Raw genomic sequence first — 26491 nt, forward strand, 5'->3', positions numbered from 1 at the left:
GGTCTCGTCAGGGCGTCATGCCATCCGTAGCGCCCTGACGGAACACCGGCCTGGCCCAGTCGGGCGGTTCCGGGGGCGGCCCCGGGTACGACGGGGACGCGGCGACGAGGGTGTCGATCCGTGTCGGCTGACGAACGCCGCCGCTGCCGTCGCTCGTGGTGGCGGCGCGCATGGCCGCGACGAAGCCGAGGCAGGATTCATAACGGTCGTCGGGCACCTTCGCGAGCGCCTTGGCGAGCACCTCGTCGAGGGCGGGTTCGCTGCCGGGCCGCTTTTCGCTCAAGGGCGGTGGCTGATCGTACTGATGCGCCCACAGCAGCGCGATGTCCTCGTCGCGCTGGAAGGGGGGCTTGCCGGTCAGGGTCTCGTACACCACACAGGCAAGGCTGTACAGGTCGCATCGGGCGTCCACCGGTCGGCCGGAGATCTGTTCCGGTGCCACGTAGTCGAGGGTGCCGACGAACTCTCCGACGGTGGTGAAGCCGGTGAGTGAGAGCGACTTCTTCGTCAAGCCGAAGTCGGTGAGATAGACGTGCTCGGGATGGTCGCTGTCGGTGCCCTTGGCGACCAGGATGTTGCCGGGCTTGACGTCCCGGTGGACCAGATCGTGTTCGTGTGCCGCGTCGAGCGCCGACGCCACCTGCGCGGCGATACGGATGGCGGTGGTCGTGGACAGCGGGCCGTCGCGGTCGAGCAGGGCTCGCAGGTCGAGACCGGAGACATAGCGCATCGCGATGTAGAGGATCCCCTCCGTCTCTCCCGCCTCGAAGATCGGCACGATATGGGGATGGTCGATCGCCGCGGCCACGCGTGACTCGTGGGTGAAGCGCCGCCGGAAGGTGTCGTTGCGGGCGAGCTCAGGGGCGAGCAGCTTGAGCGCGACCGTGCGGTCAAGGCGCAGGTCCCGCGCGCTGTAGACGACGGCCATGCCGCCGCGTCCGATCTCCCGCTCCACGCGGTAGCCCGCGATCTGCTCGCCGATCAGGCCGGAGGGCCGCCCCGCGTACGGGTTCTCGCCCGACGCCCGTTCCATCAGGTGGTCCCAGGACGCTCGGGGTCCCGTACGTCCGGGGCCTCAGCCGGCGTGGCGGGCAGCTCAGCCATGGGGGGATTCTATCCAGCGGCCTCCCCCGGCGCCCGGCGTGATGCGGCGCCGCCCGCCGGGCCGTGTCCGGGGAATCCCGACGGCCCGCGGGACCGGCACCGCGCCTCGCGTGGTCGCGGCGGAGTGCCGGTCCTGGCTGGTACCGGCCGGGCGGACCCGGGCTCAGGCCGTGGCCGTGTCCGTGTTCAGGAGCGCGGTCCCCTCGGCGAGGGCCTCCCGTGCCGCGGCGAGCGCCTCTTCGCGGTCGTCGGGCACGAGGCCGATCCGGGTGCGGCGGTCCAGCAGGTCCGCCTCGTCGAGAGCGCCCTCGTGCCGTACCGCCCAGAGCAGTTCCGCCCGGGTGATGGGGTGGCCCGGGACGACGGGCTGGGCCAGGGCAGGGTCGGCGGCGGCCAGGGCGTGCACGTCCAGGGCCTCCGTACCGTAGCGGCGCACCAGGCGGCGGGGGGCGCTGAGGGTCGCCAGGGTGCTGGGACGGGCGGCGCCGACGAGAGGGGTGCCGGCGGTGCGGCACGGTCCGGCGGTCAGCCGCCGCGCGGCGACGGCGGCGTCCACGGCGTCCTGGGCCATGCGGCGGTACGTGGTGAGCTTGCCGCCGACGACGGTGACGACGCCGTCGGGCGAGGTGAGCACGGCGTGCTTGCGGGAGATGTCGGCGGTGCGGCCGGAGCCGTCCGCCCCCGAGGTGTCCAGGAGCGGCCGGAGCCCGGCGAAGGCCCCGACGACGTCGTCACGGCTGAGCGGGACGTCGAGCGCGGAGCCAAGGGTGTCGAGCAGGAAGCCGATGTCCGTCTCGGGCACCTCGGGCACGTCCGGGATGTCCCCGTCGACCGGTTCGTCGGTCAGGCCGACGTACACCCGGCCGTCGCCCTGCGGCAGGACCAGCACGAAGCGGTTGCTCTCCCCGGGGATGGGGATGTGCAGGCCGGCCGAGAGACCGCCGAGGCTCTCGGAGCGCAGCACGAGGTGGGTGCCCCGGGACGGCCGCAGCCGGATGTCGTCCACCAGGCCACCGGCCCAGACACCGGTCGCGTTGATGACCGCGCGGGCGCGGATCTCCAGGGTCTCGCCCGTGAGTTCGTCGCGGACCGTGGCACCGCTGCCGGTCACGCTGAGCGCCCGGGCGCGGGTGAGGATACGGGCACCGTGGGCGGCCGCGGTCCGGGCGATCGCGGTGACGAGGCGGGCGTCGTCGGCGAGCTGACCGTCCCAGGACAGCAGCCCGCCGCGCAGACCGGTGGGGCGCAGCGCGGGGGCCATGTGCCGGGTCTCGACCGCGGAGAGCGTGCGGGGAGCGGGCAGGGTGCGGCGCGAGGTGCGAGCGGCGAGCCGCAGCATGTCGCCCGCGAGGAAACCGGCCTGGGCGAGGGCCGCCTGTCCGCGGGAGACGAGCGGCGTGAGGGGCAGCACGAACGGCTGGGCGCGCACGAGGTGCGGAGCGGTGCGCTCCATCAGGATGCCCCGCTCGACGGCGCTCTCGTGGGCGACGTCGAGCTGGCCGGTGGCGAGGTAGCGCAGTCCGCCGTGGATCAGCTTGGAGCTCCACCGGGAGGTACCGAAGGCGAAGTCGTGGGCATCGACGGCGGCGACGCTCAGGCCACGGGTGGCGGCGTCGAGTGCGGCGCCGGCGCCGGTCGCGCCGAGTCCGACGACGAGAACGTCGACCTGGCCGGATTCGGCGCCCTCGGCCAGCTCGGCGAGTTCACGGGCGCGGCGGGCGGCGGTGAGTGACGAGGCGGGGGTGGCGTGTGTGGCGGCGGGCTGGGCTCCGGCAGGGCGGCTCATGGGGTGAGGATCCTCTCCAGAAGGGTCCGCAGCTCTTCGAGGAAGGCCGCGTCGGTGAGGCGGGGGTCGGCCTCGTCGGTCATCGTGCGCAGCGAGAGCGTGAAGGACTGGACGACGAGCAGCAGCGCACGGGCTTGCAGGTCGGTGTGTTCCCTGCGGACGGACCCGTCTGCGTGGCCTTCCGTCAGGGCGGCGGTGATGAGCCCGAGCAGGGCTTCCTGGCTGGCGCCACGGCGGTCGAGCACGTACGGCAGGAGCAGTTCGGGGTCGACGTCGATGATCTTGTGGAACAGCGGATGCGCCCGGAAGGCGCCCACTCCGGCCACCAGCCCGTCCACGAGCCGCGTCCGGGTGGGGGCGCCCTGCTCGACCGCGGGCATGGTGGTGACCGCGACGCTGATCCATTCCCGGGTCATCAGATCACCGACGAGCGTGCGCACGTCGGGCCAGCGACGGTAGAGCGTCATCCGGGAGACACCGGCGCGGCGGGCCACGTCGGTGAGCGTGGTGCGGCGCACGCCGACGGCCAGGACACAGTCGCGTGCCGCGTCGAGCACGGCATCTTGGTCCGCATGGTTGTGACGAATGGGCGTCATCTGTCACAGTGTAATGCAGTGCAGGGGCGAACGAGCCGGAGGGACGCACGCGGAAAGCGCCTCCCGAGCCCCGGGCCGAAGGCCGGGGGAAGCCCCGAGCCCCAAGACCCGCGCGGCACTGCGCCCCCGCGAAACCGACGGTGAGGAATGACTCGAGTGATGTCGACCGACATGTTGTGGAGCGGCTGGGGAGACCCGGCCAAGGCGGCCGCGCTGCCTGAATCGGTGACCGGCCTGCTGCGTGACCTGCTCGGAGTCGTGCCCCGTGAGAGCGGTCCCGCCGGGCTGGGCGACATCACGGTCGCCGGCACCCCGCTGGGCGACAAGGCGCTCCGGACGCTCGCCGAGCGTGTGGGCGGGCAGGAGCATGTGCGGACCGACGCGGAGAGCCGTATCCGGCACACCCGCGGCAAGTCGACTCCGGACCTGCTGCGCATCCGTGCCGGCGAGACCGACGACATCCCGGCCGCGGTCGTGCTTCCGGGCAGCCACGACGAGGTGCTCGCCGTGCTGCGCGCCTGCGCGGAGCTGGACCTGGCCGCCGTGCCGTTCGGCGGTGGCACCTCGGTCGTGGGCGGTCTGGCCCCGCAGGGCGGGCGCCTCTTCATCGCGCTGGACCTGCGCCGGCTCGACGCCCTCACCGCCCTGGACGAGGTATCGCGCACGGCCACTCTCCAGGCCGGTCTGCGTGCACCGCAGGCCGAGGCGCTGCTGAACGAGCAGGGCTTCACCCTGGGCCACTTCCCGCAGTCGTACGAGTGGGCCTCCATCGGCGGGTTCGCCGCGGCCCGCTCCAGCGGTCAGGCGTCCGCCGGCTACGGCCGCTTCGACGAGATGGTGCTGGGCCTGACCGTGGCCACCCCGGAGGGCACCCTGGACACCGGCCGGGCTCCCCGGTCGGCCGCGGGCCCCGATCTGCGTCAGCTGGTACTCGGCTCCGAGGGCGCACTGGGCGTCATCACCTCGGTGACCGTGAGGATCAGGCCGCTTCCGCAGGTCCGTGTGTACGAGGGCTGGCGCTTCCCCTCGTTCGAGGCCGGTGCGGCGGCGCTGCGCAAGCTCGCCCAGGACGGCCCGCGGCCGACCGTGCTGCGCCTGTCGGACGAGTCGGAGACCTTCATCGGCCTGGCACAGCCGGACAAGATCGGCAACGCGGAGCCGTCGGCCGCCGGATGCATGGCGATCGCGGGATACGAGGGCACCCCGGAGGACACCGCCGAGCGCCGTGAGCAGGCCCGGAAGGTGCTGCTGGCCTGCGGCGGCGAGTTCGCGGGCGAGGAGCCCGGCGAGCGCTGGGCCCACGGCCGCTACAACGCGCCCTACCTGCGCGACGCCCTGCTTGACGCAGGGGCGTTCGCGGAGACGCTGGAGACGGCCACGTACTGGTCGAATCTGCCGGTGCTCTACGACGCCGTGCGCCAGGCGCTGACGGCCGCGCTCACCGAGGCGGGCACTCCGCCGCTGGTCATGTGCCACATCTCGCATGTGTACGAGAACGGCGCGTCGCTGTACTTCACCGTGGTGTCGGCCCAGGGTGATGACCCCGTCGCACACTGGGCCCCCGTCAAGAAGGCCGCCAGCGACGCGATCATCGCGGCCGGTGGCACCATCAGCCACCACCACGGTGTGGGCACCGACCACCGCGACTGGTTCGCCCGTGAGATCGGTCCGGTCGGGGTACGGATCCTGCAAGCCGTCAAGGCCGAGCTCGACCCCGCGGGTTTGCTCAGCCCCGGCATCCTGATCCCGCCCCGCTGATCCGCCCGGTCCCGTCCGCGGGCACCCGCCACCCGTCACCATCAAGCCACCGACCCCTCACCCGGCCGGCCTTCCGAAAGGCGCACACATGCGACAGTTCACCGCCGTCGTCAACCCCACCGCTGGAGGCTCCAGCGGAGCGGCCGGGCTGCTGGTGGTGGCCCGGCTGCTGCGGGAGGCGGGTGCCGAGCTCGACACCCAGTACAGCCGGAGCCTGGAGCACGCGCAGGAGCTCGCACGCCAGGCCGGTGAGCAGGGGCGTGTGGTGCTCGCCGTGGGCGGTGACGGGATGGCCGGCTGCGTGGGCGGGGCGCTGAGCGGGACGGACGCGGTGCTCGGCCTCGTACCGGCGGGACGCGGCAACGACTTCGCCCGCGCGCTCGGGCTGCCCACCGACCCGGCCGAGCTGGCCGATGTGCTGCTGAACGGCTCGCCCCGGCCGGTCGACACCATCGAGGTCGAGTCGGCCGTCCATGCCAGGACGTCCGTGCTGGGCAGTGTGTACTCCGGTGTCGACGCGGTGGCCAATCTCCACGCCAATTCCGCGAAGCTGCTGCGCGGGTCCGCCTCCTACTACGCGGGCGGACTGCGGGCCATGGCGACCTGGCGGCCCGCCGCGTTCCGGGTGACCGTGGACGGGGTGGAGTACGAGCGCAGCGGCTACAGCGTGGTCGCGGCCAACTCGGGCTACTACGGCTCAGGGCGCAACATCGCGCCGGGCGCCCGGATCGACGACGGGCTCCTGGACGTCGTGATCATCCGGCATGCGCCCCGGCACCTGTTCTTCGCCATGATGAACGAGCTCAAGACGGGCGCCCATGTGGACCGCCCCGAGGTCGAGATCGTGCAAGGCAAGGAAGTGCGCATCGAGGCCGACCGCGCCGTCCCGTACGGAACGGACGGCGAGGTCAACGCCACACTCCCGGTGACGGCCCGCGTCCAGCCGGGTGCGCTCAAGGTGCTGCACCGAGGGGCACCGCACTGAACCTGCCGCACTGAACTCGGCCCATCGCACCGTCACTTGACCCAAGACCCCATGGCCCACGGGGCGACACCTCCAGGTGTCGCCCCGTGGGTTTTGTGCTGCGCACCCCCGAACCAAGAAGAGCCTTTTGTCCGAAATTGCCGTAGGGCGGTCCCGCTCAATTCAGACTCTTGTGGCGGCAATCACAGAAACCGACACTTGCCGTAGACCGTCCATATTCGGATCCTAGGAATTCCCTAGGCGGTTCCCACCCATTAGCTATGAACCGCATCACACGGGATCAGGTAAGACTAATCACGTGAAAGGCCCGGCAATATGCGGCTGTCCCCCCTCCCCAAGAAGGCCACATCCAGGGCCTTCCGCTACCTCGCAGGCAGCGCCGCCGGCGCGGCCGTTCTGCTCGGCGTCAGCACGGCCGCCTTCCCGGCATCGGCATCGGCAACTCCCGCCAGTCCCCAGCGCATTGACGTCTGGATCGACCACGCACTCCTGGTCATGCGAGCCGAGGGAATTCCCGGTAGCCACGAAGGAATCCGCCGCAATCTCATACGCGAGTCGGCCGGTGACCCTTTCGCCATCAACCTCTGGGACTCGAACGCCAGGGCGGGCATTCCCTCTAAAGGTCTCATGCAGGTAATTGACCCCACATTTCGGACATACCACGTTAATGGCACATCCTGGGACATCTACGACCCGATTGCCAACATCACCGCCGCATGCAATTACGCGGCCAAGCGCTACGGGTCCATCGACAACGTCAACGGCGCGTACTGAGACCCGACCCGCCTCTTCGGACACCGACCGGTGAAAGCGGTACAAACCAGGCGTACTCTGGTCACACCGCCGTAACGCACCGCGAGTGACTGATGGAGGCGGCGTATGACCGACCCCCACGGCTTCCTCAAGACCCCCCGCCGCCCCGTCCCGGCGCGGCGGGTCGAGGAACGGCTCGACGACTGGCGGGAGGTCTACGCGGGGCAGGCACTTCTCCCACTGGTGTCCGAGCAGGCGGGGCGCTGCATGGACTGCGGGATTCCGTTCTGCCACAGCGGCTGCCCACTCGGGAACCTCATCCCCGAGTGGAACGCCTACGCGACACGGGGCGACTGGCGCGCCGCCGCGGAGCGGCTGCACGCCACCAACAACTTCCCCGAGTTCACCGGGCGGCTCTGTCCGGCACCCTGCGAGGACGCCTGTGTGCTGGCCATCAACACCGACCCGGTGACCATCAAGAACGTCGAGCAGGCCATCGCCGACGAAGCCTGGGAGCGCGGCTACACACCACCGCGGCCTCCGGAGCGGCTCAGCGGGAAGTCCGTGGCCGTGATCGGCTCGGGACCGGCGGGTCTGGCCGCCGCGCAGCAGCTCACCCGCACCGGTCACACGGTCGCCGTGTACGAACGAGCCGACCGGATCGGCGGACTGCTGCGCTACGGCATCCCCGAGTTCAAGATGGAGAAGCAGTACCTGGACCGCCGTGTGGAGCAGATGCGGGCGGAGGGCACCAAGTTCCGCACCTGCATGGACGTCGGCGGTGATCTCGATGCCAGGGAGCTGCGGAGGCGCCATGACGCGGTGGTCGTCGCCGTGGGCGCGATGGAGCAGCGGGAGCTGCCCGTCCCCGGGCGCGAGCTCGGAGGTATCCACCAGGCCATGGAGTACCTGACGCTCGCCAACCGCGTCAGGGAAGGCGACTACGCCACCACCCCGCTCAGCGCCGAGGGGAAGCACGTGGTGATCATCGGCGGCGGCGACACCGCGTCGGACTGCCTGGGCACGGCCCTGCGCCAGGGCGCGGCCTCGGTGGTGCAACTCGACATCAACCCGGAGCCGGGCGACGCCCGCCCGGACACCCAGCCCTGGCCGGTCACCCATCCGAAGGTGTACCGGATCTCGCACGCCCACCAGGAGGCGCGGGGCCGCGAGGGCTCGGACCCCAGGCTGTTCGCCTCCGCCACGCTCCGCTTCGACGAAGGCCTCCCGGGGCATGTCCGGGCGCTGTGCCTGGCGGAGGTGGAGCCGGTGCGCCGAAGTCCGCTGCCCGGCACCCAACGCGCGGTCCCCGCGGAGCTGGTCCTCATCGCGCTCGGCTTCTCCGGCCCCGAGCGGCACAGCGGACTGCGGGAGCAGCTCGGGCTCGTCCTGGACGACCGGGGAAACTTCGCACGGGACGAGGCCTTCGCGGCGCTGGCGGGTGCGACCGGCGAGACAGGGGGCGGGGTGCTCGACGGGGTGTTCGTGGCCGGTGACGCCGGGCGCGGTCAGTCGCTCGTGGTGTGGGCCATCGCGGAAGGCCGGGCCGCGGCTGCCGCGACGGACCGCTATCTGACCGGGACCACCGTGCTTCCCGCACCGATCGGCCCCACCGACCGGCCGATGGTCGCCTGACCCCGCTGGCCGGCCAGGCCGCTGCTCCGAGGGGAAATTCGGCTGCGCCACGATGACCCGCCCGAGCACACTGTCCTGGCCTGCCCGTGATACGGGCAGGCGCTCCCCGCTTCCCGTATGCCCGGACAGGGCCCGGTTCTCCCAGGAGTTGTCTCTTGCAGTCGGCCGTCACCGTCACGCCCACCAGGCTCCCCGAGCTGCTGCTCGGTCTCGCGACGGTACGGCCCGTCTTCATCTGGGGCGCACCCGGTATCGGCAAGTCTTCCCTCGTAAGGGAGTTCGCGGCGTCGCTGGGTCTGGAGTGCGTGAGCCTGCTCGGTACGCAGCTCGCGCCCGAGGACCTCGTCGGAGTCCCCCAGATCCGGGACGGCCGGTCGGTGTTCTGCCCGCCCGAGACGATCGCCCGGGACACCCCGTACTGCCTGTTCCTCGACGAACTGAACGCGGCGACCTCGGACGTGCAGAAAGCCTTCTACTCGCTCATCCTCGACCGCCGCATCGGCAGCTACGAACTTCCCGCCGGATCGATCGTCATCGGCGCCGGAAACCGGGCCACCGACAACGCGCTCGCCCGCCCGATCGCCTCCGCCCTCGTCAACCGGCTGACCCACGTGCATCTGCGGGCCAGCGCGTCCGACTGGCTGGTCTGGGCCGCGGGACACGGCATTCACCCCTGGGCGCTGGACTATCTCACCGACCGGCCGGACCACCTCTGGTCGAAGCCGCCGAAGACCGAGGAGCCGTTCTCCACCCCGCGTTCCTGGCACATGCTGTCCGACGCCCTGCACTCCTTCGGCCCGGCCGTGGACGAGGACACCCTGAAAGTCATCGCGCACGGCACGCTCACGCCCGCGCACGCGGTCTCCTTCTGCGGCTACGCCAAGATCGTGCGCAACGCCTACGGCATCGAGGCGATCATCAAGGGCGACGCCTCCTGGCCCCGCCGCGTGGAGGACCGCGACCTGCTCTACTACCTCGCGGACGCCTTCCGCGGCCGGCTCACCAAGGAGCTCCCGGCCAGCAAGGAGCATGCCTCCAACGCCGTGCGCCAGACCGCTTACCGGGCGAAGTCCCTGTTGGTGCAGCTCGCCGAGATCTCGGTGGAGGTCGCACAGACGGTCATCGCCGACGACGAGGACGGGCAGCCGGTGCTTCCCGCCTGGTTCCTGGTCGAGGCGGCCCGTGACATGCCCCGGCTCGTGGAGGCACGCCGATGAGCCCCCGCCACAAGGGCCACGGCGGCGACGAACGTCCCGACCCGGCAACCGAGGCCTTCGCCGCCGGTGTGGCCCTGGTCCAGCGCAACCCGGCGCTCGCGGCGCTGCGCGCGGAGATCTGCCGTACCCCCACGTGCAAGCACGCGCCCGTGAACGGGCTGGCCCGGGTCAGCTCCAACGGAGTGATCCACGCCCATCCCACCCGCCGAGCCGAACCCCAGGACTGGGCGTGGGCACTGGCCCACTGCCTGATCCACCTCGGCTTCGGGCACGTGCCCGCCGCCAGGGGTCCCCGGGTCCAGCCCGACTGCCACGAGCGCGCGGCACGCTGCGCCGTCGTCAACCGGTTCCTGCTCACCTTTCCGGTGGGCCGCGCCCCCGGCCACCTTCCGGCGGCCTATCCGGGTGGTGACGAGGAGCAGCTCGCCACCCGCTGGCGCCGGGAGGGCATCCCACCGGACTACCAGTGCCTCGGAACGGCAGGCACCGGACCCGACCAGTTCCTCGTTCCCTGGAGCGTCTGGGGCGCTCCCGAGGACCACCAACTGGCCTTCGCCCGCGCCCTCACGGCGGCGATGTCGGCCGCCATGGACGTCGCTGGCGGGGAGCGCGACCCCGCCACCGGCGTCCGCGCCCGAAAGCAGCCCTGGGACAGGGCACTGAACTGGTTCATCTCCTCGTATCCGCTGCTCGGCGGCATCGCGGCCGGTCTGCGCCTCGTCGCGGACACCGGACTGGCCCGTGCCCATGGCATCGCCATCGCCGCCGTCGACGCCACCGCGGGTGAGATCTACATCAATCCGCTCAGGCACTTCACCGACCCGGAGTGGCGCTTCATCCTCGGCCACGAGATGCTCCACGCCGCACTGCGCCACGGCGACCGCCGCGGTGCACGCGACCCGCTGCTGTTCAACATCGCCGCCGACTACGTCGTGAACGGCTGGCTGCGGGAGATGGACGTGGGCGAGATGCCCGAAGGACTGCTCTACGACCCCACGCTGAAGGACCAGTCCGTGGAGGAGGTCTACGACCGCATCGCCACCGACCTGCGGCGGCAGCGGCGGCTGGCCACCCTCCGGGGAAAGGGCACCGGCGACATCCTCGGTGAGCCGCTGCGCCCGCCCGGCGCTCCCGTCGATCTGGACGAGTTCTACCGGCGGGCCCTGCTCAGCGGCCATCAGCTGCACACCGACCGCGACCGCGGACTGCTCCCGGCCGGCCTGGTCGAGGAGATCCGCGCCCTCGCCCACCCGCCCATGCCGTGGGACGCCCGGCTCGCCCGCTGGTTCGACGAGTTCGTACCTCGGCCGGAGCCGGTGCGCAGCTACGCCCGGCCGGGGCGGCGTCAGGCGTCCACCCCCGACATCCCTCGCGCCGGGCGGTACTTCCCTCCCGAGGAGATCGTCCGGTGCACCTTCGGGGTCGTCCTCGACACGTCGGGATCCATGGACCGCCGGCTCCTCGGCAAAGCGCTCGGCGCCATCGCCTCGTACGCGGCGGCGCGCGATGTGCCCGCCGCCCGGGTGGTGTTCTGTGATGCGCAGGCCCATGACGCGGGCTATGTGCAGCCGTCCGAGATCGCCGGGCGCGTGCGGGTGCGCGGCCGCGGCGGCACGGTACTCCAGCCGGGTGTCGATCTGCTCCAGCGTGCGGAGGACTTCCCGCCCACCGCTCCGGTGCTGGTGATCACCGACGGCGACTGCGACACACTGCGGGTCCGCCGGGATCACGCGTATCTGGTGCCGCAGGGTGCCTGCCTGCCGTTCACACCGCGCGGTCCGGTGTTCCGGATGCGCTGAGCTCCCGTGCTCGGGTCCTGTGCCGCCGACGCCTCTGCTGTGAAACTCCCCACCGGGCTGCCACAGCGGTCTGCACTACGGTGCTGGGGCCGGGGCGGGCCGGGTGGCGAGGACGGGAGAGCGGGCGGATGGACAGTGGTGCGGGCCGGGGCCGTGTCCTGGTGGTGGATGACGATCCGGCGATCCGCCGGTCTCTGGAGCGCGGACTGAGGCTGGCCGGGTTCTCCGTGGACCTGGCGGAGGGAGGGCGGTCCGCGCTCGGTCACGTCCACGGTGGGTGCGCCGATGTGGTGGTCCTGGACATCTCGCTCCCGGACATCAGCGGCATCCAGGTGTGCCGGGCACTACGCGACGGGGGGAACGACGTGCCCGTGCTGATGCTGTCCGCGCTGGACGAGACGGCGGACCGGATCGCGGGTCTCCAGGCAGGGGCCGACGACTACCTGGTCAAGCCGTTCGCCCTGCAGGAACTCGTCCTGCGGCTCGAGGCGCTGCTGCGGCGCCGTCCGCCCCAGGCCACGGACACCGTACGGGCGGGGCCGCTCACGCTGAACCCGCCGGCCAGGGAGGCGCAGGTGGACGGTGAGCCGCTGTCACTGACACGGCGTGAGTTCGAGCTGCTCGAGGTACTCGCACGCAACGAGGGAATCGTGCTGACCAGGGACCAGCTGCTCGACCGGGTCTGGGGCTACGACTTCGAGGTGCGCACGGACGCCGTCGACACCTTCGTCAGCTATCTGCGACGCAAGCTGGAAGCGGGTGGGCGGGCCCGGTGCATCCACACGGTGCGGGGCGTGGGCTTTGTGCTGCGCCATGACGGTCCGGCGCAGGACGGATGAAGGACGGGATGAGGGGAGGGGCAGCGTGCACGCCCGGTTGAAGGCCCGGATCCGGGCGGCAGCCCGGATGAAGCTGTCCACCCGGATCGCGCTGGCCGTGGCCGTCGCCGTGCCGGTTCTGGTGCTCGCGGCCGCATGGCTGCTGCTCCAGTTGGTGACACGCGACGCGCATGCCCAGCAGGACGCACTGCTCGCACAGCGCGCCGCGCAGGTCGCCGATGAGGCCCGGGGGTTGCTGCGGGCAGCGGCGAAGGACCGGTCGGCCGCGGTCGAACGGGCACGTGAACGCAGGTTGTACGCCTCCGCTCTGGATGTCGGCATCCGACTGAGCGGGCCCGACGGGACGGTCTCCGGGGGCCCGCAGCCGTCGGCCTCGGTGGCTCTTCCGGCGGTGGCGCCGGAGCCGGTGAGCGTGGCGGACGCCCATGGCAGTTGGCGGGTGCTCGCGGTCCCTGTGCGCGGTACGCGCGCGGGAGTCGAAGGAACGCTGTGGCTGTTCTCCCCGGACTCCACCGGTCAGCAGCAGGTGGCCCTCGTCCGCAGGCGTGTGGTGACCGTGGCTCTGCTGGCGGCTCCCGTTTCAGGGCTGCTGGGGCTGGCCATCGCCTCGGGCGCGAGCCGGCCGCTGCGCCGGTTGCAGCGCCGTACCAGCGGGCTCGATCCGGAAGCCGGCCCGGCACGGCTCGAGCACGCTCGGACCGGGGTCACGGAGGTGGACGACCTCGCGCGGACCGTGCAGACGGTGCTCGCCCGCTACGACGAGCAGGCCGCCCGTGCCTCGGACGCTCTGGCCACGGCACGGTCCTTCGCTGCCGCCGCCTCACATGAACTGCGCACACCGCTGATGAGCATGCAGACGAATCTGGAGGTACTGAGCGGTCACCCCGGCCTCGGTCCGGCCGAGCGCGCGGAAGTGCTGGACGATCTGCGTACGGAGCACACGCGGATGCTCGGCCTTCTGGTGATGCTGCGTGAGCTCGGCCGGGGCGATCTGGTGGAAGCGGACGCGTTCGGTGAGGTGGACCTGACGGAGGTGATCGACGCATCGGTTGCCGAGGCCGCGCGCAGGCATCCCACGGCGGAGATCGCGGTGCGGACCTCGTCCGGTCCCGGCGTGTACGGATGGGAGCCGGGGCTCCGTACCGTTGTCGACAACCTGCTGGCCAATGCCCTGGTTCACGGTCGCGGGGCCGATGGGCGGGCCAGCATCGAGGTGGGGCTGCGTGTGGAGAGCGGCGGAACCAACCCGGTGGCCGTCCTGACGGTGGACGACCGGGGCCCTGGCGTTCCACGGGCGCGGCGCGACGAGGTGTTCGAGCGGTTCAGGCGCGGGCCGGACAGCCCCGGTTCCGGACTCGGCCTCACGCTGGTGGCCCAGCAGGCCGCGCTCCACCACGGCCAGGCGAGGGTTCTGGACCCGCCGTCGGGCGCAGGGGCCCGTTTCGAGGTACGGCTCCCGCTGCACGGGGATGCCGGGTCCGCGTTGCCGGCCGAGCGCGACTGGCTGATCGGCACGGCACGGCCGCCACAAGGTTTCCACAAAGTCCGTTCCTAGCCTCCGTGCAGGCGCAGGCACCTGGGCCGCGCCACGCTCTGGGAGGTACACGTCATGAGGACCGCCAAGACCGCTGCCCTGGCTCTCACCACCGTCACGGCCCTGCTCGCCACCGCGGGCGCGGCCACGGCCGACGTGGGAAAACCCTCGTCCGGAAGTACGCCGAGCGGTGACGGCGCCAAGGCGCTGTGCAAGCGTGCGCCGAAGGTCGAGAAGCGGCTGGAGCGGGCCCTTGAGCGGCTGCGTGGGGACGCCGCGCAGCGCGGCTCCGTGAGCCGGCTCGAGAAGCGGGTGGAGAACGCCAGGAAGGCGGGGCACACCGAGGTCGAGAAGTACCTCAGCGGCAAGCTCACCTTCCGCCGCACCCTCGTGCCGGCGCTCGAGAAGCGCCAGAAGGACCTGGCCGCGGTGAGGACCTGGTGCAAGGCGAACAACGCCGACAATGGGGACAAGGGCGGGGCGGCGAAGTGAGGCGCGGCCTGTTCACCGTCGCGTTCGCCACGGGCTGCCTGGCGGCACTCCTCGGAGTCACGGGCTGTATGCCCGGCGAGGGTGGCGAGAGCGGTGCTCCGTCGACCGAGCGGACAACCGCCGATCCCTCGCAGGTGGCCGAGATGAACAAGCTGGTGGAGGGCGCGGAGTCGGCCGTCGCCGATGCGGAGTCCGCAGCGGCGGAGGACCGCTGAGCGCGGTCCGCCGGGGGTGCTGCTGCCGGGGTGCGGCGTTCGGCCGCACCCCGGCAGCGCTGACCCGGGGATGCCAGACGATCCCGGGTCCCTACAGGGTCAGGTTCCAGGCGTCGATCTTCCCGGTGTCCTGGGAGGCCACATCACGGACGCGCAGCTTCCAGGTGCCGGACGCGGTCTCCGACGACGCGTCGACCTCGTAGGTCTTGGCCACGTTGTCGGTGCCGTCGTTGTTGGCGAAGTCCTCGAGCGTGTAGACGGTGCCGTCGGGGGCCACGAGGGAGAGCACAAGGTCACCGCGGTAGGTGTGCTTGATGTCCACGCCCACCTTGAGGGTCGCCGGCGCGTTCCCGCTCACACCGCTGACGGTGATCGAGGACTCGACCGTGCTGTTGTCGGCGATCGCGACGTCCGTGGTGTTCTCGAAGTACTTGCCGGGCGGAGGGGTGGTGCCGACGGCCTTGAGCGCGTCGACCTGGCCCTCACCGAAGAAGCCGTTCCTGGTGGTCGTGCCGGTGCACCTGCTGTCGGACGGGCAGGCGGTGTCGGTGGCCTGGGAGGCCAGCTTGGTGCGCAGGTCGGCCGGGGTGGCGGTGGGGTTGGTGCTCGCGAGCAGCGCGGCGACACCGGCGACGTGCGGGGACGCCATCGAAGTGCCGCTGAGGTTGCCGTACTTGCCGCCCGGCAGCGTCGAGTAGACACCGGACGCACCGTCGCCGCCCGGGGCGGCGACATCGATGACGTCGCGGCCGAAGTTGGAGTACGAGGCCTTGACGTTGCCCTTGCCCATGGCCGAGACGGTCACCACACCCGGAAGCTCGGTGGGGATGTCGATGCAGGCGTTGGTGATCGTGCGGGTCACCGGGGTCGAGTCGTTGGGGCTCTCGGAGTCGGTGGTCTTGTTGGCGAGGTCGTAGTTGGAGTTGCCGGCCGCCGCGACCTGGAGGGAGCCCTTGCCCTCCGCGTACTCCTGGGCGCGCCTGACGCCCTCGATGATCGCCGCCTGGTCCACGTTGTCCGGGCAGTTGAACTGCCACGGGTCGGTGTAGTAGCTGTTGTTGGTGACCTTGAAGCCGTGGTCACCGGCCCACATGAAGCCGCAGACGGTGTTCTCGGCGAAGAACAGAGTGGAGCTGGGCTCGGCGATCCGGACGGATGAGATCTTCACGCCCGGGGCCACACCGATGACGCCCTTGCCGTTCTTGGCTGCCGCGATGGTGCCCGCCACATGTGTGCCGTGCTGGTCGACGTCGCGCCAGGCCCCGAACCGGGTGTCCGCCTTGCCGTAGGCGCAGGACACCGAGTCGGCCGCGTTGAAGTTGGGGGCGATGTCCTGGTGCAGGTCGTCGACACCGGTGTCGAGCACTCCGACCTTGACGGTGGCGGAGCCGGTGGTGACGGCCCAGGCCTTGTCCGCGTTGATCTGGGTCATGTCCCAGCGGTTGGACTCGGTCAGGGTCGTGGTGGCCTGCGTGGGCGCGGCGGGCAGCGCGGGGTTGTAGGCGTCGGCGGGGATGTCTGAGGTGCGGGTGGCACCGACCTTCTGGACGCCGCTGACGCCGCGCATGGTGGCGGCGAAGGAGGTGGAGGTGGAGTGCGCCACGATCACGCCGATGGCGTCGTAGTAGGCGAACACCGTGCCGCCGTTGCCGGTGACCGCGGTGCGCACGGCGGAGGTGTCACCGGGCGCGGTGATGACCAGGTAAGCCCTGGTGCCCGCGGCCCAGGCCGCGTTGGCTGTGGCAGGGGCGGCGCTGGGGGCCGCCTGGGCTGCCGCGGCGGGAGTCACGAACGCCGCTGCCGCCCCGAGCGCGGCGATGGCCACGACCGTGCGTCTGAGCTGGCGGGATATGGGGGTAGGCAAAGCATCCTCCGAAAGCCCGGTGGCGCTGTGACACCGCCGGGCCGTGATGTGGGAAGTGGTGGACGAAAGATGCCAGACCACAGCCCCATATGGGAAGAGTTTGATCACACAAGTCGCTTTCACCCAAGAGCGGTTGGCGACTTCCGAGCCACTCGCTGAGGGCGGCGCTCACCACTGATGTTTCGTCATGTCCCTTTGCTGCCGGTCAGGTTCGCCCACCGGTCCAGCGTTGGTCGCGGTCCGTGTCGTCGGTGGGGTTGGTTCGCTCGAAGCCCAGCTCGCTGCCCACTTCGTCGGACTCGGGTTCCAGTGCGAAGCCCGGGGCGATCCAGGGGTGCAGGATCCCCGCGGCATCGATGGTGAAGAGCAGATTCACCCCGCTCCCGCCACTGACCGACGCACACGTCCAGATGCCGGCCCCGCGGTCGGTGTCGCCGCGCGAGTCCAGGCAGAAGGCGGGATCCGCGGCGCTGCGCAGCAGTCCACTGGGCTCAAGGCTCCACTGCTGAGTGGCGGCTCCCGAGCAGGGGGCGGTGACCACGTCGGTGCGATTGACCATCACACCGTCCTCGATGTCCAGGCACAACCCCGTGGCGTCGTTGACCACTTGGGTGCGGCCACCGCCCGGGACGATGCGTGGAATGCGGGGAGCCACGGGGCTGGAGGGGGTGGTGGTGGGCGCCGGGGGCTTGGGCCGAGCGGCCGGTGCGGACCGGGTCGGCGGCTGGTGCGAGGGTCGCTTCGAGGGGGTTGTCGAGGGCGATGGGGTGGGCGGGAGGAGCGGTGCACTGGCGGTGGGTCCGGCCTGGCGGACGGGCGGTTCCACGGCGCCGGTCTGCACCGCCGCGGTGTCGTCGGATGCCGTCGCGAGGAGTGTGCCGACCGTGACGGCGCCGCCGGCGACCGCCGCCGCCACGGCGATGGCGACGGACCGGGACGGTATGCGCAGCGCGGCCCGGAACTGCTTCATACCGCCTTCGGGATTCGCGCCGGCGAACGGGGCGGCGCGCCCCGCCCCGTCTCCCCCACCGCGCCCCGCCACAACGGCGTCGAACAGTCCGGGCGCTGGTACGTGTGCGGTGTAGGAGGCCCCGCCCCACCCGACAAGGCCCTCGGCGCATACGATCCGGGGCGCGTCGGCCATCCTGGTCAGCGCGGCGACCAGCCCGGTGCAGCCGGGACACTGCTCCAGATGGAGCGTCAGATCCTGGCTGTAGCGGCGGTCCGCGGGGCCCGTGGCGGCATCGATGATACGGCGGTACCCCAGGCACCTCGGGTCGCCGCGCTCCAGCTCGGCCTGGATCCAGGCCCGGCGCAGGGCGTCCCGTGCCCTGGGCCGCAGTTCGCGGACCGTGTCCGCGGGGATGCCGAGGAAGCCCCCGACGGTGGCGTCGGCCTCGTCGTCCACGATCGCGTACCAGAGGACACCGCGCATGAGCTCCGGTAGCCGGTGGAAGCCCGCACACATGGCGGACGAGGCCTCGGTACCGGCCTCGTTCCAGGCGAGGAAATCGGGCTCGAGACGGTCACGGCGGCTTCCGGCTCCCCAGGAGCGGCCGGTTCGCTGCACCAGCATGAGCAGATGGTGGCGCCAGGTCCCGCTCGGCTCGATACCCCGGAGGGCTTCCTGGACGGCGACATCGAAGGCCCGCACAGCCAGTTGGTTTGCGGCGGTCTGGTTGCTTGTGCACAGGCGGGTGTAGGCGAGCACCGCGGGCAGATGCCGGCGCTTGAGCTCCAGGGCGGCCGGCTGCGCGGCCGGGGCACCGGCGCGGATCCGTTCGGTGAGCTCGGAGTCCATGAGACCGGTGTGCACCTGCTTCTCGTGCGCGGCATCCGGACCCGCGCGGTGGAGCTCTGACACCCTGTGACTCCTCATTCGCTACGCACGGCGGACGGCCCTCAGGCACCGGCCGGTCCGCCACCGGAGCGCCTCCGGTTTGTTACCTATGGGAACAAGTGCCCATGGTGAGGGCTGCGGTGTGCGCGTGGAAAGGTGTTTCCGAAGGTAAGTCGTGCCAAACATCAGCGGCCGGGCCGGATTTCGTCCTTCGCGCCGTCCGGATCGGGTGTCAACTGGGCGTCAGTCGGGCGTGATCAAGGTTCCGTCCGGTCGAGGAAGAGCCTGTTCCGTCCATATGGTCTTGCCGGACGGTCCGTAGCGGGTGCCCCAGCGCTGAACGAGTTGGGCGACGATGAACAGGCCGCGCCCACCCTCGTCGTCGGCCGCGCTGTGGCGCAGATGAGGGGAGGTGTGTGCGGCGTCGGCGACTTCGCACACCAGCGCGCGGTCGTGGATCAGTCGCAGGCGCAGCGGGCCCGCGGCGTGCCGGACGGCATTGGTGACCAGCTCGCTGACGATCAGCTCGGTGGGAAACACGAGCTCATCGAGCCCCCAGGTCCGCAGGCGCTCCGCGGCGGCTTCCCGGGCGCGGCCGACCGACACGGGCTCGGCCGGGAGATCCCAGGTGGCGATCCTGCCGCAGTCGAGCTCGCGGGTGCGCACCAGCAGCAGGGCAGAGTCGTCGCTGGTCGTGCCCTCCGGCAGCAGTGCCGTGACCACCCGGTCGCAGATGTCGTCCAGCGAACCGCTGCTGTCGGCGAGTGCGTTTCTCAGGGTGGCGAGTCCTTCGTCGACATCCCGGTCCCGCGACTCGACCAGGCCATCGGTGAAGAGCGCCAGCAGACTGCCCACGGGCAGGTCGATGTCGAAACAGTCAAACGGCAGTCCGCCCAGCCCCAGCGGCGGACCGACGGGCAGATCCAGGATGGCGACCTGCCCGTCGGGGCGCACGACGGCGGGCGGTGGATGGCCCGCGCGGGCCATGGTGCAGTGCCTGGACGCCGGGTCGTAGACCACGTACAGGCAGGTGGCACCGGTGGCCACGTCCTCGCTGTCGGTGAAGCCGACCGACGCGGTGGACGTGGCGGATTCGGTGACGGTGCCGGAGCGGTCCTCGGCAGCCTGGACCACCAGGTCGTCGAGCCGGGTGAGGAGCTCGTCGGGGGGCAGGTCGAGCGGCGCGAGCGCCCGGACCGTCGTGCGCAGCCTGCCCATGGTGGCCGCTGCATGGACCCCGTGGCCCACCACATCGCCGACGACCAGTCCGACACGGGTACCGGAGAGCGGGATGACATCGAACCAGTCGCCGCCCACACCGGTCACGTCGTCCGTCGGCAGATAGCGATAGGCCAGATCCACCGCCGAGTTCGACGGCAGATGGCGGGGCAGGAGCTGACGCTGAAGGACGAGCGCCGCCGTCCGTTCACGGGTGAAGCGGCGGGCGTTGTCGATGGACACCGCCGCCCTGGCGACCAGTTCGTCCGCCAGCGCCACCGCGCCGCCGTCGAAGACGCCCGCCCCGTCGCCGCGGACGAAGGAGACGAGGCCCAGCGGGTTGCCGCCGATCCGCAGCGGCACCACCAGGGTGTCCTCCTCGCGCACCAGCCCTCCGGACGCGAGGCTGCGCTGCTGCGGCGAGTCCGGGGCGTAGGTCACCGGTCGGCAGGGCCGGGAGTGCGGGACCACGGCGTCCGGGGTGTCGTCGGTGCCGGGCTCGACACGGCGGCCGGCGGTGCGGATCAGCACCGTGTCCGGACCGAGCGTCCCCGGTGCCTCGCCCTCCAGCACGGGGGCGGCTATGTCCACGTCGACGCGGTCGGCGAACTCCGGGACCGCCACCTCGGCAAGCTCCTCGGTCGTGGCGACGACATCGAGCGTCGTACCGACATGACGGCTCGCCTCCACGAGAAGATTCAACTGACGCTGGGCCTCGTAGCGTTCGGAGATGTCGAAGGCGTCCTCGCAGACCCCGAACACATGCCCTTCGGGGTCCTGCAGCCGGTAGTAGGAGCAGGACCAGAGGTGCTCGACGCCGGGGTCGCTGGGTTGTTCACCGCGGAAGTGCAGGTCGAGCAGCGCCTCACCGGTCTCGAGCACATGGCGCAGGACGTCGTCGAGCCGTTCCGGGTAGCCCGGTGAGATGAATCTGCCCTCGGGGTACAGATCGGATCCCCGCTTGCCGCGGAACGCGGCGAACGGCAGTCCGATCTCCTCCTCGTACGCGGCGTTGCACCAGGTCAGATGGAGGTCGGTGTCATGGATGGCGAGGCCGACGGGCGACTGCGTGGCCAGGCCGTGCAGCAGGGCGAAACGGGACTCCCAGTGCCGGAGTCCGCCGCGCTCCGCCGCCACCAGGACCTGCCCCTCCCCCGCCGTGCCGGTCAGCGGGGACACGACGGTGACGAGCTGGAGGCGGTGGCCGTCCCGGTGGACTGCCAGGCACACGTCCCCCTCGTCGGGCCATAGGCCGGCGGGTGCGGCGGAGCCGTGGTGGGGCGAGGTGGCGGGCTCCCGGGTGGGGGACGCCGCAACGGGGGTCAGGAACGCATCCAGGGAGCGGCCCACGACGTCCTCGGGACGGTAGCCGAGCAGGTTCTGCGCGGCGGGGCTCCAGCCGATGACGAGGCCCCGGCTGTCGAGCACCACCGTGGCGGCCCTGGTGACGTCCAGGGGGCCACGGAAATCGCCGTTCTCGGCTGCCATCCGTGCGCTCACGGCGCCCCACCGGCCTGGTTCATCATGTCCAGAATCCGCCCGCCGCCGGGTCCCCGCAACGCGTTCACAGCCGGACCACGACGAGCGCGATGTCGTCGCGGGCCCCGCCGCTGACCCCGAGGCGCGCCAGCACCGCGTCGGCGAGTCGCTCCGCGCCGAGCCGGTGATACCGGGCGAGCGCGTCGGTGAGCCTGGCGAGACCCGAGTCGATGTCCTCGCCGCGGCGTTCGATGAGTCCGTCGGTGTACAGGACCAGGGTGGCGTCGGGACCGTAGGAGCAGCTCGTCTGTGGCCGGGGTACATGTGCGGGACGGGCGCCCAGCGGCGGGCCGGTCGCCTGGTCCAGGAGCTGGTACTCGCCGCCGGGGTGCAGCAGCACGGGCGGCGGATGTCCGGCGCTGCTGTACGTGATCAGACGGCTACGGGTGTCGATGACCACCTGGGCCGCGGTGGCTGCCAGGGCGCCTTCCACGGAGCGGGCGTACAGCCCCAGTGCTTCCAGGGCCTGGGCGGGGCCCGCGACGGCCCGGGTAGCCGCGCTCAGGGCGCTGCGGAGCATGCCCATGATGGTTGCGGCTTCCAGACCGTGTCCCACGACGTCGCCGACCGCCACGGCGAACCGTTCCTCGGTGAGGTCGGCGACGTCGTACCAGTCGCCGCAGACGTTGAGGGAGCCGATGGCAGGCAGGTAGCGCACCGCGATGTCCTGGTGTTTGACCAGGTCGGGTGCGTGGAGCATGGCCTCTTGCAGGGTGAGCGCCACCTGGCGTTCGCGGGCATGGGCATCGCGGAGTTCCTCGTTGAGCCGCTGGAGCTCACGCGCCCGCGCGTAGAGATCGGCTTCCATCTCCTCTTCCCGCTCGCTCGGCTTGCCTCCCGAGTTGCGGGAGCGGATGAAAGCGGTGACGTCCTCGACCCTGTGGATGATCCAGACGGTGGCGCCGTGGGCGTCCAGGACCGGTGTGTTGATCGTGGACCACCACCGCTCCTCGAACCGGCCCGGCTCGTCCACGAGCGGGATGTCGTACCTCTGGAGGGCCATCGAGTCCGGCGCCCGGGTGTTCACGACGCGGTGCGGTGGTGCCTCCAGATTGGCCACCCCGTCGATGTCCGGGGCGGCGGGGTTGTCCGGGAAGGCGTCGAAGACGTACTGCCCGATCAGGTCCTCCCTCGTCCGGAAGGTGGCGAGCAGGTAGGCGCGATTGACGTCGACGATGACGAAGTCCGTGTCCAGCACCAGATACGGGCTCGGCGTGGCGGCGAACAGCGCTGAGTAGTCGATAGTCATGCCATCACGCGCCTGCCCTTCCGGACATACGGACCATGGCCCCGTGTCTCTGGCTCTCTGATCAATCTACGAGGCTTCCGGCCCTCGCGCGCGCAGCGGCTGCCCCGGAGGGACCGCTCCGTGCCGGACGCTGCGACCACGCACGGGTGTGAACTCCCTCACAGCGGAGAAGGGCAACGCGCCGCCCGTGATCTTCGTACTGCTCGGCAAGACCCGCGCAGTTCCTGCCGGATGCTCGCGGAGCCTGATCGGAGGAGCAGGGCCTTCCGGAGGCGCAAGGCTCCGGAAGGCGCAAGACCTGAGGAGCAGCCGCACCATGCGCGAAGTGATCACTGCGCCACGCTCACGCCGCAAGCAGGGCATCGGGCGCCCGCGTCGGATCGACTACCCCCGGTCCGGCAGAGGCGGTGTCCGCCGCTGGGTCCCGTCGTGGCGGCTGTCCCTCGGGGTGTTCCTGAGCCTCGTCGGGGGGCTTCTGGGTCTGTTCGCCGGTGTCTACGCGTATGTCGACGTACCGAGCGAGAACGCCGCCGCCAGCCAGCAGGCCAATGTCTACTACTGGGCCGACGGCAGCCCGATGGTGACCGTGGGCTCCGTCAACCGGCAGAACGTACCGCTGGCCACCGTCCCCGTGCCGGTCCGCAACGCCGCCATCGCCGCCGAGAACGCGGGCTTCTACACCGACTCCGGTGTCTCACTGACCGGGCTGGCCCGTGCGGCCGCCAACATGGCCCGGGGCCGGGAGACCCAGGGCGGGTCCACCATCACCCAGCAGTATGTGAAGAACACCTATCTGTCGCAGGAGCAGACGCTGTCCCGCAAGGCGCAGGAGTTCTGTATCGCGCTTAAGCTGGACAGCCGGAAGTCCAAGGACGAGATCCTCCAGGGCTATCTCAACACCAGTTGGTTCGGTCGCGGCGCGTACGGCATCCAGGCCGCCGCGAGGGCGTACTACGGGGTGGGGGTCGCTGAGGTGAATCCCAGTCAGGGTGCTTTCCTGGCTACGCTGCTGAAGGGCGGAAACGCCTACGATCCGGCGCTCGGTGAGAGCAACAGGCGTCGGGCGGTGGAGCGTTGGTCGTGGATCCTGGACCGTGAGGTCGAGCTGGGCATGCTGTCGCCGCAGGAGCGCGCCGGATACACGGCGTTCCCTGAACCGCGCGAGCAGTCCCTGGACAACAGCCTCAGCGGCCAGACCGGCTATCTCGTCGACCTCGCGAAGCGGTACGTCAAGAAGCAGACCGGGCTCACCGACGCCGACCTCGACCGTGGCGGCTACCGTGTTCACACCACGTTCGACAGGAACGCGGTGCGCGAGCTGGAGCGCTCCGTGGAAGGGATCCTCGCGAGCGGGCTGGATCCCGAGTCCCGTGCCGAGGACAGGTTCGTGGAGGTCGGCGCTGCGTCCGTAAGGCCCGGCGACGGGGCGATCGTCGCGGTCTACGGGGGCGAGGACGCGACCCGTCACTTCACCAACAACGCGGACACAGCGGGGGTTCCCGCGGGCTCGGTGTTCAAGCCGTTCGTCCTGGCGACCGCCTTGCAGCACGGTGTGCGGGGCGGTGACGGCGGCGTACGGTCCGTGTCCACCGAGAGTTTCTACGACGCGGCCGGACGGCTGTCATCGCGTCTGCTGCCGGTGGACGGCGGCCGGCAGACCTTGCCTGCTCCACTGGCCGCGGCCGAGCGGTTCCCGACGCTGCGGGAGGCCATGGCCTCGTCGGCCGACACGCCTTTCCGAAAGCTCGGATCGGACACGGGCCTGAAGCGGGTCGAGGACATGGCGGTGGGCGCGGGGATGCTCCGGAGCAGCATGGCGCCCCGCGACAGTGAGTTCGCGCTCGGCACTTCCTCACCGAGTGCGATCCGCGTCGCCAACTCGTATGCGACGTTCGCCGGTGGCGGTCTGAGGTACGAGCCGTACTCGGTGACCAGGGTGCTGCACGGTGGCGCACCGGTGGAGGGCTTGCAGCAGCCGCCTGCGCGGCGGGTGATGGACGCCGTGGTGGCGCTCGATGTCACCTCGGTGCTGCGCGACGCGGCACGTACGACCGTGGCGTCAACGGCGCAGAACGCGCTGGGCGGTTTCGCGGCGCTCTCCACCGGTGGCGAGGAGACGCAGCGGGCAGCCTGGTTCGCCGGGTACACCGACCGGCTGTCCACGGCGGTGACCATGTTCCGGTCACCGCCGGGCAAGCCGCTGCTGCCGCTGGAGGGTACGGGCGGGGAGGACTCGGAGCGCGGGTCCGTGTTCCCCGCCCGGATCTGGTCGGACTACTCGGCGAAGACCGAGGCGTCGTCATCCGTGCCGGCACCGCCGTCGGGCTGAGACGGGCACGCGGGCCGGGCGGCGGCTCAGAAGGACTGGGGATTCCGGAAGAGCCGCCCCGGGTCGTATGCCTTCTTCACTCGGGCCAGCCGGTCGGCGTTCGCCCCGAAGTAGGCCCGCCGCCAGTCCTTGAGCTTGGGGTCGGTGTAGTTCTGGTAGGCCTGTCCGCTCGCCCAGGGCCGCATCGCCGCGTGGGTGCCGTCGAGCCAGGCCTGATGACGGGCCACGGTGGTCGCGGAGGCCCGGTCGGGCCAGGAGACGATGTACTGGGCGAGGAACAGCGCGTTGCGGTGGACGAACGCCGTGTCCGTCGCCGGGACCCGCCCGACGGCGCCGCCCAGGGCGTCGAGCGCGATGCTTCCCGCGCCGCCACCGCTGAGGGCGGCAAGCCGTTCCACCCGGGTGATCAGCGCCTTGATGCCGTCGGCGGGAATGCTCCGGGTGTAGAAGTCCGAGCGGGCCGCGTACGACTCGCGCGCAACGCGACCCTGCGGGTTCCGGCCGGGCAGGGTGCCCTGCTGGTGGGACTGGGCGGTGGTCAGGCCGGAGACACCTCCCATGACCTTCATCGCGTCCATGAACGGGCGGGTGCGTACGGACACCGAGGACGCGGACGCGCCGATGGCGTCGGCAAGGCGGTCGATGCGGTTCTCCAGGTCGCCGCGGCTGCCGAGGCTCAGTCCGCCGACCCGGACCGAGCCCGGTCGTCCGCCGACGGGCGCGGACAGATGCAGGTTCGCCCAGATCTCGTCGGGCGCCGTGGGCGCCCAGCGCTGCCATGCGCGCACCACTGCCTCGGCACGCGCCCAGGGCCAGCTCAGGAAGAAGGTCGTGCAGGTGGGGGCCGCGTGAGTGCGCATCCTGAGTTCGGTGACGACGCCGAACTGGGCGTTGCCGCCACCGCGCAGGGCCCAGAACAGGTCGGGGTCACGGCGGGCGTCCACATCGCGGATCCTGCCGTCGGCGGTGACGATCCGGGCGCCGGTGATGCTGTCGCTCGTGAGACCGTAGGCGCGGCTGACCACGCCTATGCCACCGCCCAGCGCCAGCCCGGAGACACCCACGGTGGGGCAGGACCCTGCGGGTACGGTACGGCCGTGCCCGGTCAACCGGGCGTAGACGTCGATGAGTTTGGCGCCGGCGCCGACGGTCGCGGTACCGCCGGAGAGCCTGACGGATGCCAGCTTCTGCACGTCGACGATCAGACCCGGCCCGGACGACCAGCCCGCATACGAGTGGCCTCCGCTGCGCACCGCCACGGGCACCTCGTGTCGGCGGGCGAACTCGAGACAGCCGCGCACATCCTCCGGCCGTGCGCAGTAGGCGACTCCGGCCGGTCGGATCCCGTCGAAGCGCGGGTTGAACAGGGTGCGGGCGGTGTCGTAGTCACGGGCGCCGGGCCTGATGAGCGTGCCGTCGAGACCGCGGGCGAGTGCTGCCCAGTCTCCGGCACGCGGGGGCCGGGGTGCGCGGGCCGCCGTGGTGGTGGTCGTGCCGAGGGGGGACGCCCCCGCCGTCCACGTGCCGGCTGCCGCGCCCACCCCGGCGACGGCTCCCGCGCCGAGAAGCACCCGGCGCGTGAGCCGTTTGCCGTCCGCTCCCCGCTGTGCCGCTTCCGTCCCGGTTTCCCGCCCCGATGTCGTGCCCATCGCCCCGCCCCTCGTCCTCGGTTGGCATCCGGAGGGGAGGATGGCGGGAAGGTGCGGGTGGGTTCCCGTACGGCGGTACTTGTCTCGAAG

Annotated in this window: 19 protein-coding genes; 11 read left to right on the forward strand and 8 right to left on the reverse strand. The window is 71.4% G+C overall.

Features of this window, described 5'->3' with window-relative positions; all coding sequences use genetic code 11:
- Positions 1–7: 7 nt before the first annotated feature.
- From ABZ532_RS20475 to ABZ532_RS20485, 3 genes are all read right to left on the reverse strand, one after another.
- A complete protein-coding gene (locus ABZ532_RS20475; RefSeq protein WP_361285309.1) occupies positions 8–1033 on the reverse strand; it encodes a serine/threonine-protein kinase in 1026 nt (341 codons plus the stop codon).
- A 234-nt stretch (positions 1034–1267) separates the two neighbouring features.
- Positions 1268–2890, reverse strand: coding sequence for a glycerol-3-phosphate dehydrogenase/oxidase (locus ABZ532_RS20480; RefSeq protein ID WP_361285312.1), 1623 nt, complete (start codon positions 2888–2890; stop codon positions 1268–1270).
- Positions 2887–3486: a TetR/AcrR family transcriptional regulator gene (locus ABZ532_RS20485; protein ID WP_361285315.1), complete on the reverse strand. Its 600-nt coding sequence runs from the start codon at positions 3484–3486 to the stop codon at positions 2887–2889. The genes ABZ532_RS20480 and ABZ532_RS20485 overlap by 4 nt, the downstream gene beginning before the upstream one ends.
- Positions 3487–3645: 159 nt before the next feature.
- Here ABZ532_RS20485 and ABZ532_RS20490 point away from each other — a divergent pair, with 159 nt between their 5' ends.
- The 10 genes from ABZ532_RS20490 to ABZ532_RS20535 all read left to right on the forward strand — a co-directional run bounded on the left by ABZ532_RS20490 (position 3646) and on the right by ABZ532_RS20535 (position 14713).
- Positions 3646–5244, forward strand: coding sequence for an FAD-binding oxidoreductase (locus ABZ532_RS20490; RefSeq protein ID WP_361285318.1), 1599 nt, complete (start codon positions 3646–3648; stop codon positions 5242–5244).
- Between the two features lie 88 nt (positions 5245–5332).
- A complete protein-coding gene (locus tag ABZ532_RS20495; RefSeq protein ID WP_361285321.1) occupies positions 5333–6229 on the forward strand; it encodes a YegS/Rv2252/BmrU family lipid kinase in 897 nt (298 codons plus the stop codon).
- A gap of 315 nt (positions 6230–6544) precedes the next feature.
- Positions 6545–7003 (forward strand): transglycosylase SLT domain-containing protein, encoded by a 459-nt coding sequence (locus tag ABZ532_RS20500; protein ID WP_361285324.1) that lies wholly within the window; start codon positions 6545–6547, stop codon positions 7001–7003.
- Positions 7004–7108: 105 nt separating this feature from the next.
- Entirely contained in the window at positions 7109–8617 is a 1509-nt protein-coding gene (locus tag ABZ532_RS20505) for a glutamate synthase subunit beta (RefSeq protein ID WP_361285327.1), read from the forward strand.
- Positions 8618–8772: 155 nt separating this feature from the next.
- Entirely contained in the window at positions 8773–9834 is a 1062-nt protein-coding gene (locus ABZ532_RS20510) for a MoxR family ATPase (protein WP_361285330.1), read from the forward strand.
- Complete coding sequence (locus ABZ532_RS20515) at positions 9831–11633, forward strand: VWA-like domain-containing protein (RefSeq protein WP_361285333.1); 1803 nt, start codon at positions 9831–9833, stop codon at positions 11631–11633. Before ABZ532_RS20510 ends, ABZ532_RS20515 begins: the two co-directional genes overlap by 4 nt.
- Positions 11634–11761: 128 nt before the next feature.
- The gene (locus ABZ532_RS20520) at positions 11762–12472 is read left to right on the forward strand and encodes a response regulator transcription factor (protein WP_361285336.1); all 711 of its coding nucleotides are present in this window, start codon (positions 11762–11764) and stop codon (positions 12470–12472) included.
- A 25-nt stretch (positions 12473–12497) separates the two neighbouring features.
- The gene (locus tag ABZ532_RS20525) at positions 12498–14027 is read left to right on the forward strand and encodes a HAMP domain-containing sensor histidine kinase (RefSeq protein ID WP_361285339.1); all 1530 of its coding nucleotides are present in this window, start codon (positions 12498–12500) and stop codon (positions 14025–14027) included.
- A 54-nt stretch (positions 14028–14081) separates the two neighbouring features.
- Positions 14082–14498, forward strand: a complete 417-nt coding sequence (locus ABZ532_RS20530) for a hypothetical protein (RefSeq protein WP_361285342.1) — start codon at positions 14082–14084, stop codon at positions 14496–14498.
- Positions 14495–14713, forward strand: a complete 219-nt coding sequence (locus tag ABZ532_RS20535) for a hypothetical protein (protein WP_361285345.1) — start codon at positions 14495–14497, stop codon at positions 14711–14713. The genes ABZ532_RS20530 and ABZ532_RS20535 overlap by 4 nt, the downstream gene beginning before the upstream one ends.
- 91 nt (positions 14714–14804) lie before the next feature.
- Here ABZ532_RS20535 and ABZ532_RS20540 read toward each other — a convergent pair whose 3' ends face one another.
- From ABZ532_RS20540 to ABZ532_RS20555, 4 genes are all read right to left on the reverse strand, one after another.
- Positions 14805–16538 carry a S8 family serine peptidase gene (locus ABZ532_RS20540; RefSeq protein ID WP_361285517.1) on the reverse strand — a complete coding sequence of 578 codons (1734 nt, stop codon included), beginning with the start codon at positions 16536–16538 and terminating at the stop codon, positions 14805–14807.
- 244 nt (positions 16539–16782) lie between these two features.
- Positions 16783–18441, reverse strand: coding sequence for an RICIN domain-containing protein (locus tag ABZ532_RS20545; protein ID WP_361285348.1), 1659 nt, complete (start codon positions 18439–18441; stop codon positions 16783–16785).
- 219 nt (positions 18442–18660) lie between these two features.
- A complete protein-coding gene (locus tag ABZ532_RS20550; protein WP_361285351.1) occupies positions 18661–21123 on the reverse strand; it encodes a SpoIIE family protein phosphatase in 2463 nt (820 codons plus the stop codon).
- Between the two features lie 76 nt (positions 21124–21199).
- Complete coding sequence (locus ABZ532_RS20555; protein ID WP_361285354.1) at positions 21200–22423, reverse strand: SpoIIE family protein phosphatase; 1224 nt, start codon at positions 22421–22423, stop codon at positions 21200–21202.
- 316 nt (positions 22424–22739) lie between these two features.
- Between ABZ532_RS20555 and ABZ532_RS20560 the strand changes: the two genes are divergently transcribed.
- Positions 22740–24752 (forward strand): transglycosylase domain-containing protein, encoded by a 2013-nt coding sequence (locus ABZ532_RS20560; RefSeq protein ID WP_361285357.1) that lies wholly within the window; start codon positions 22740–22742, stop codon positions 24750–24752.
- A gap of 26 nt (positions 24753–24778) precedes the next feature.
- On the opposite strand, the gene ABZ532_RS20565 is transcribed toward ABZ532_RS20560, so the two are convergent.
- On the reverse strand, positions 24779–26401 hold the full coding sequence (locus tag ABZ532_RS20565; protein ID WP_361285360.1) for an FAD-binding oxidoreductase: 1623 nt from the start codon (positions 26399–26401) through the stop codon (positions 24779–24781).
- Positions 26402–26491: the final 90 nt, after the last annotated feature.

It is taken from the genome of Streptomyces sp. NPDC019396 (genome assembly GCF_040632375.1).
Taxonomy (GTDB): Bacteria; Actinomycetota; Actinomycetes; order Streptomycetales; family Streptomycetaceae; genus Streptomyces.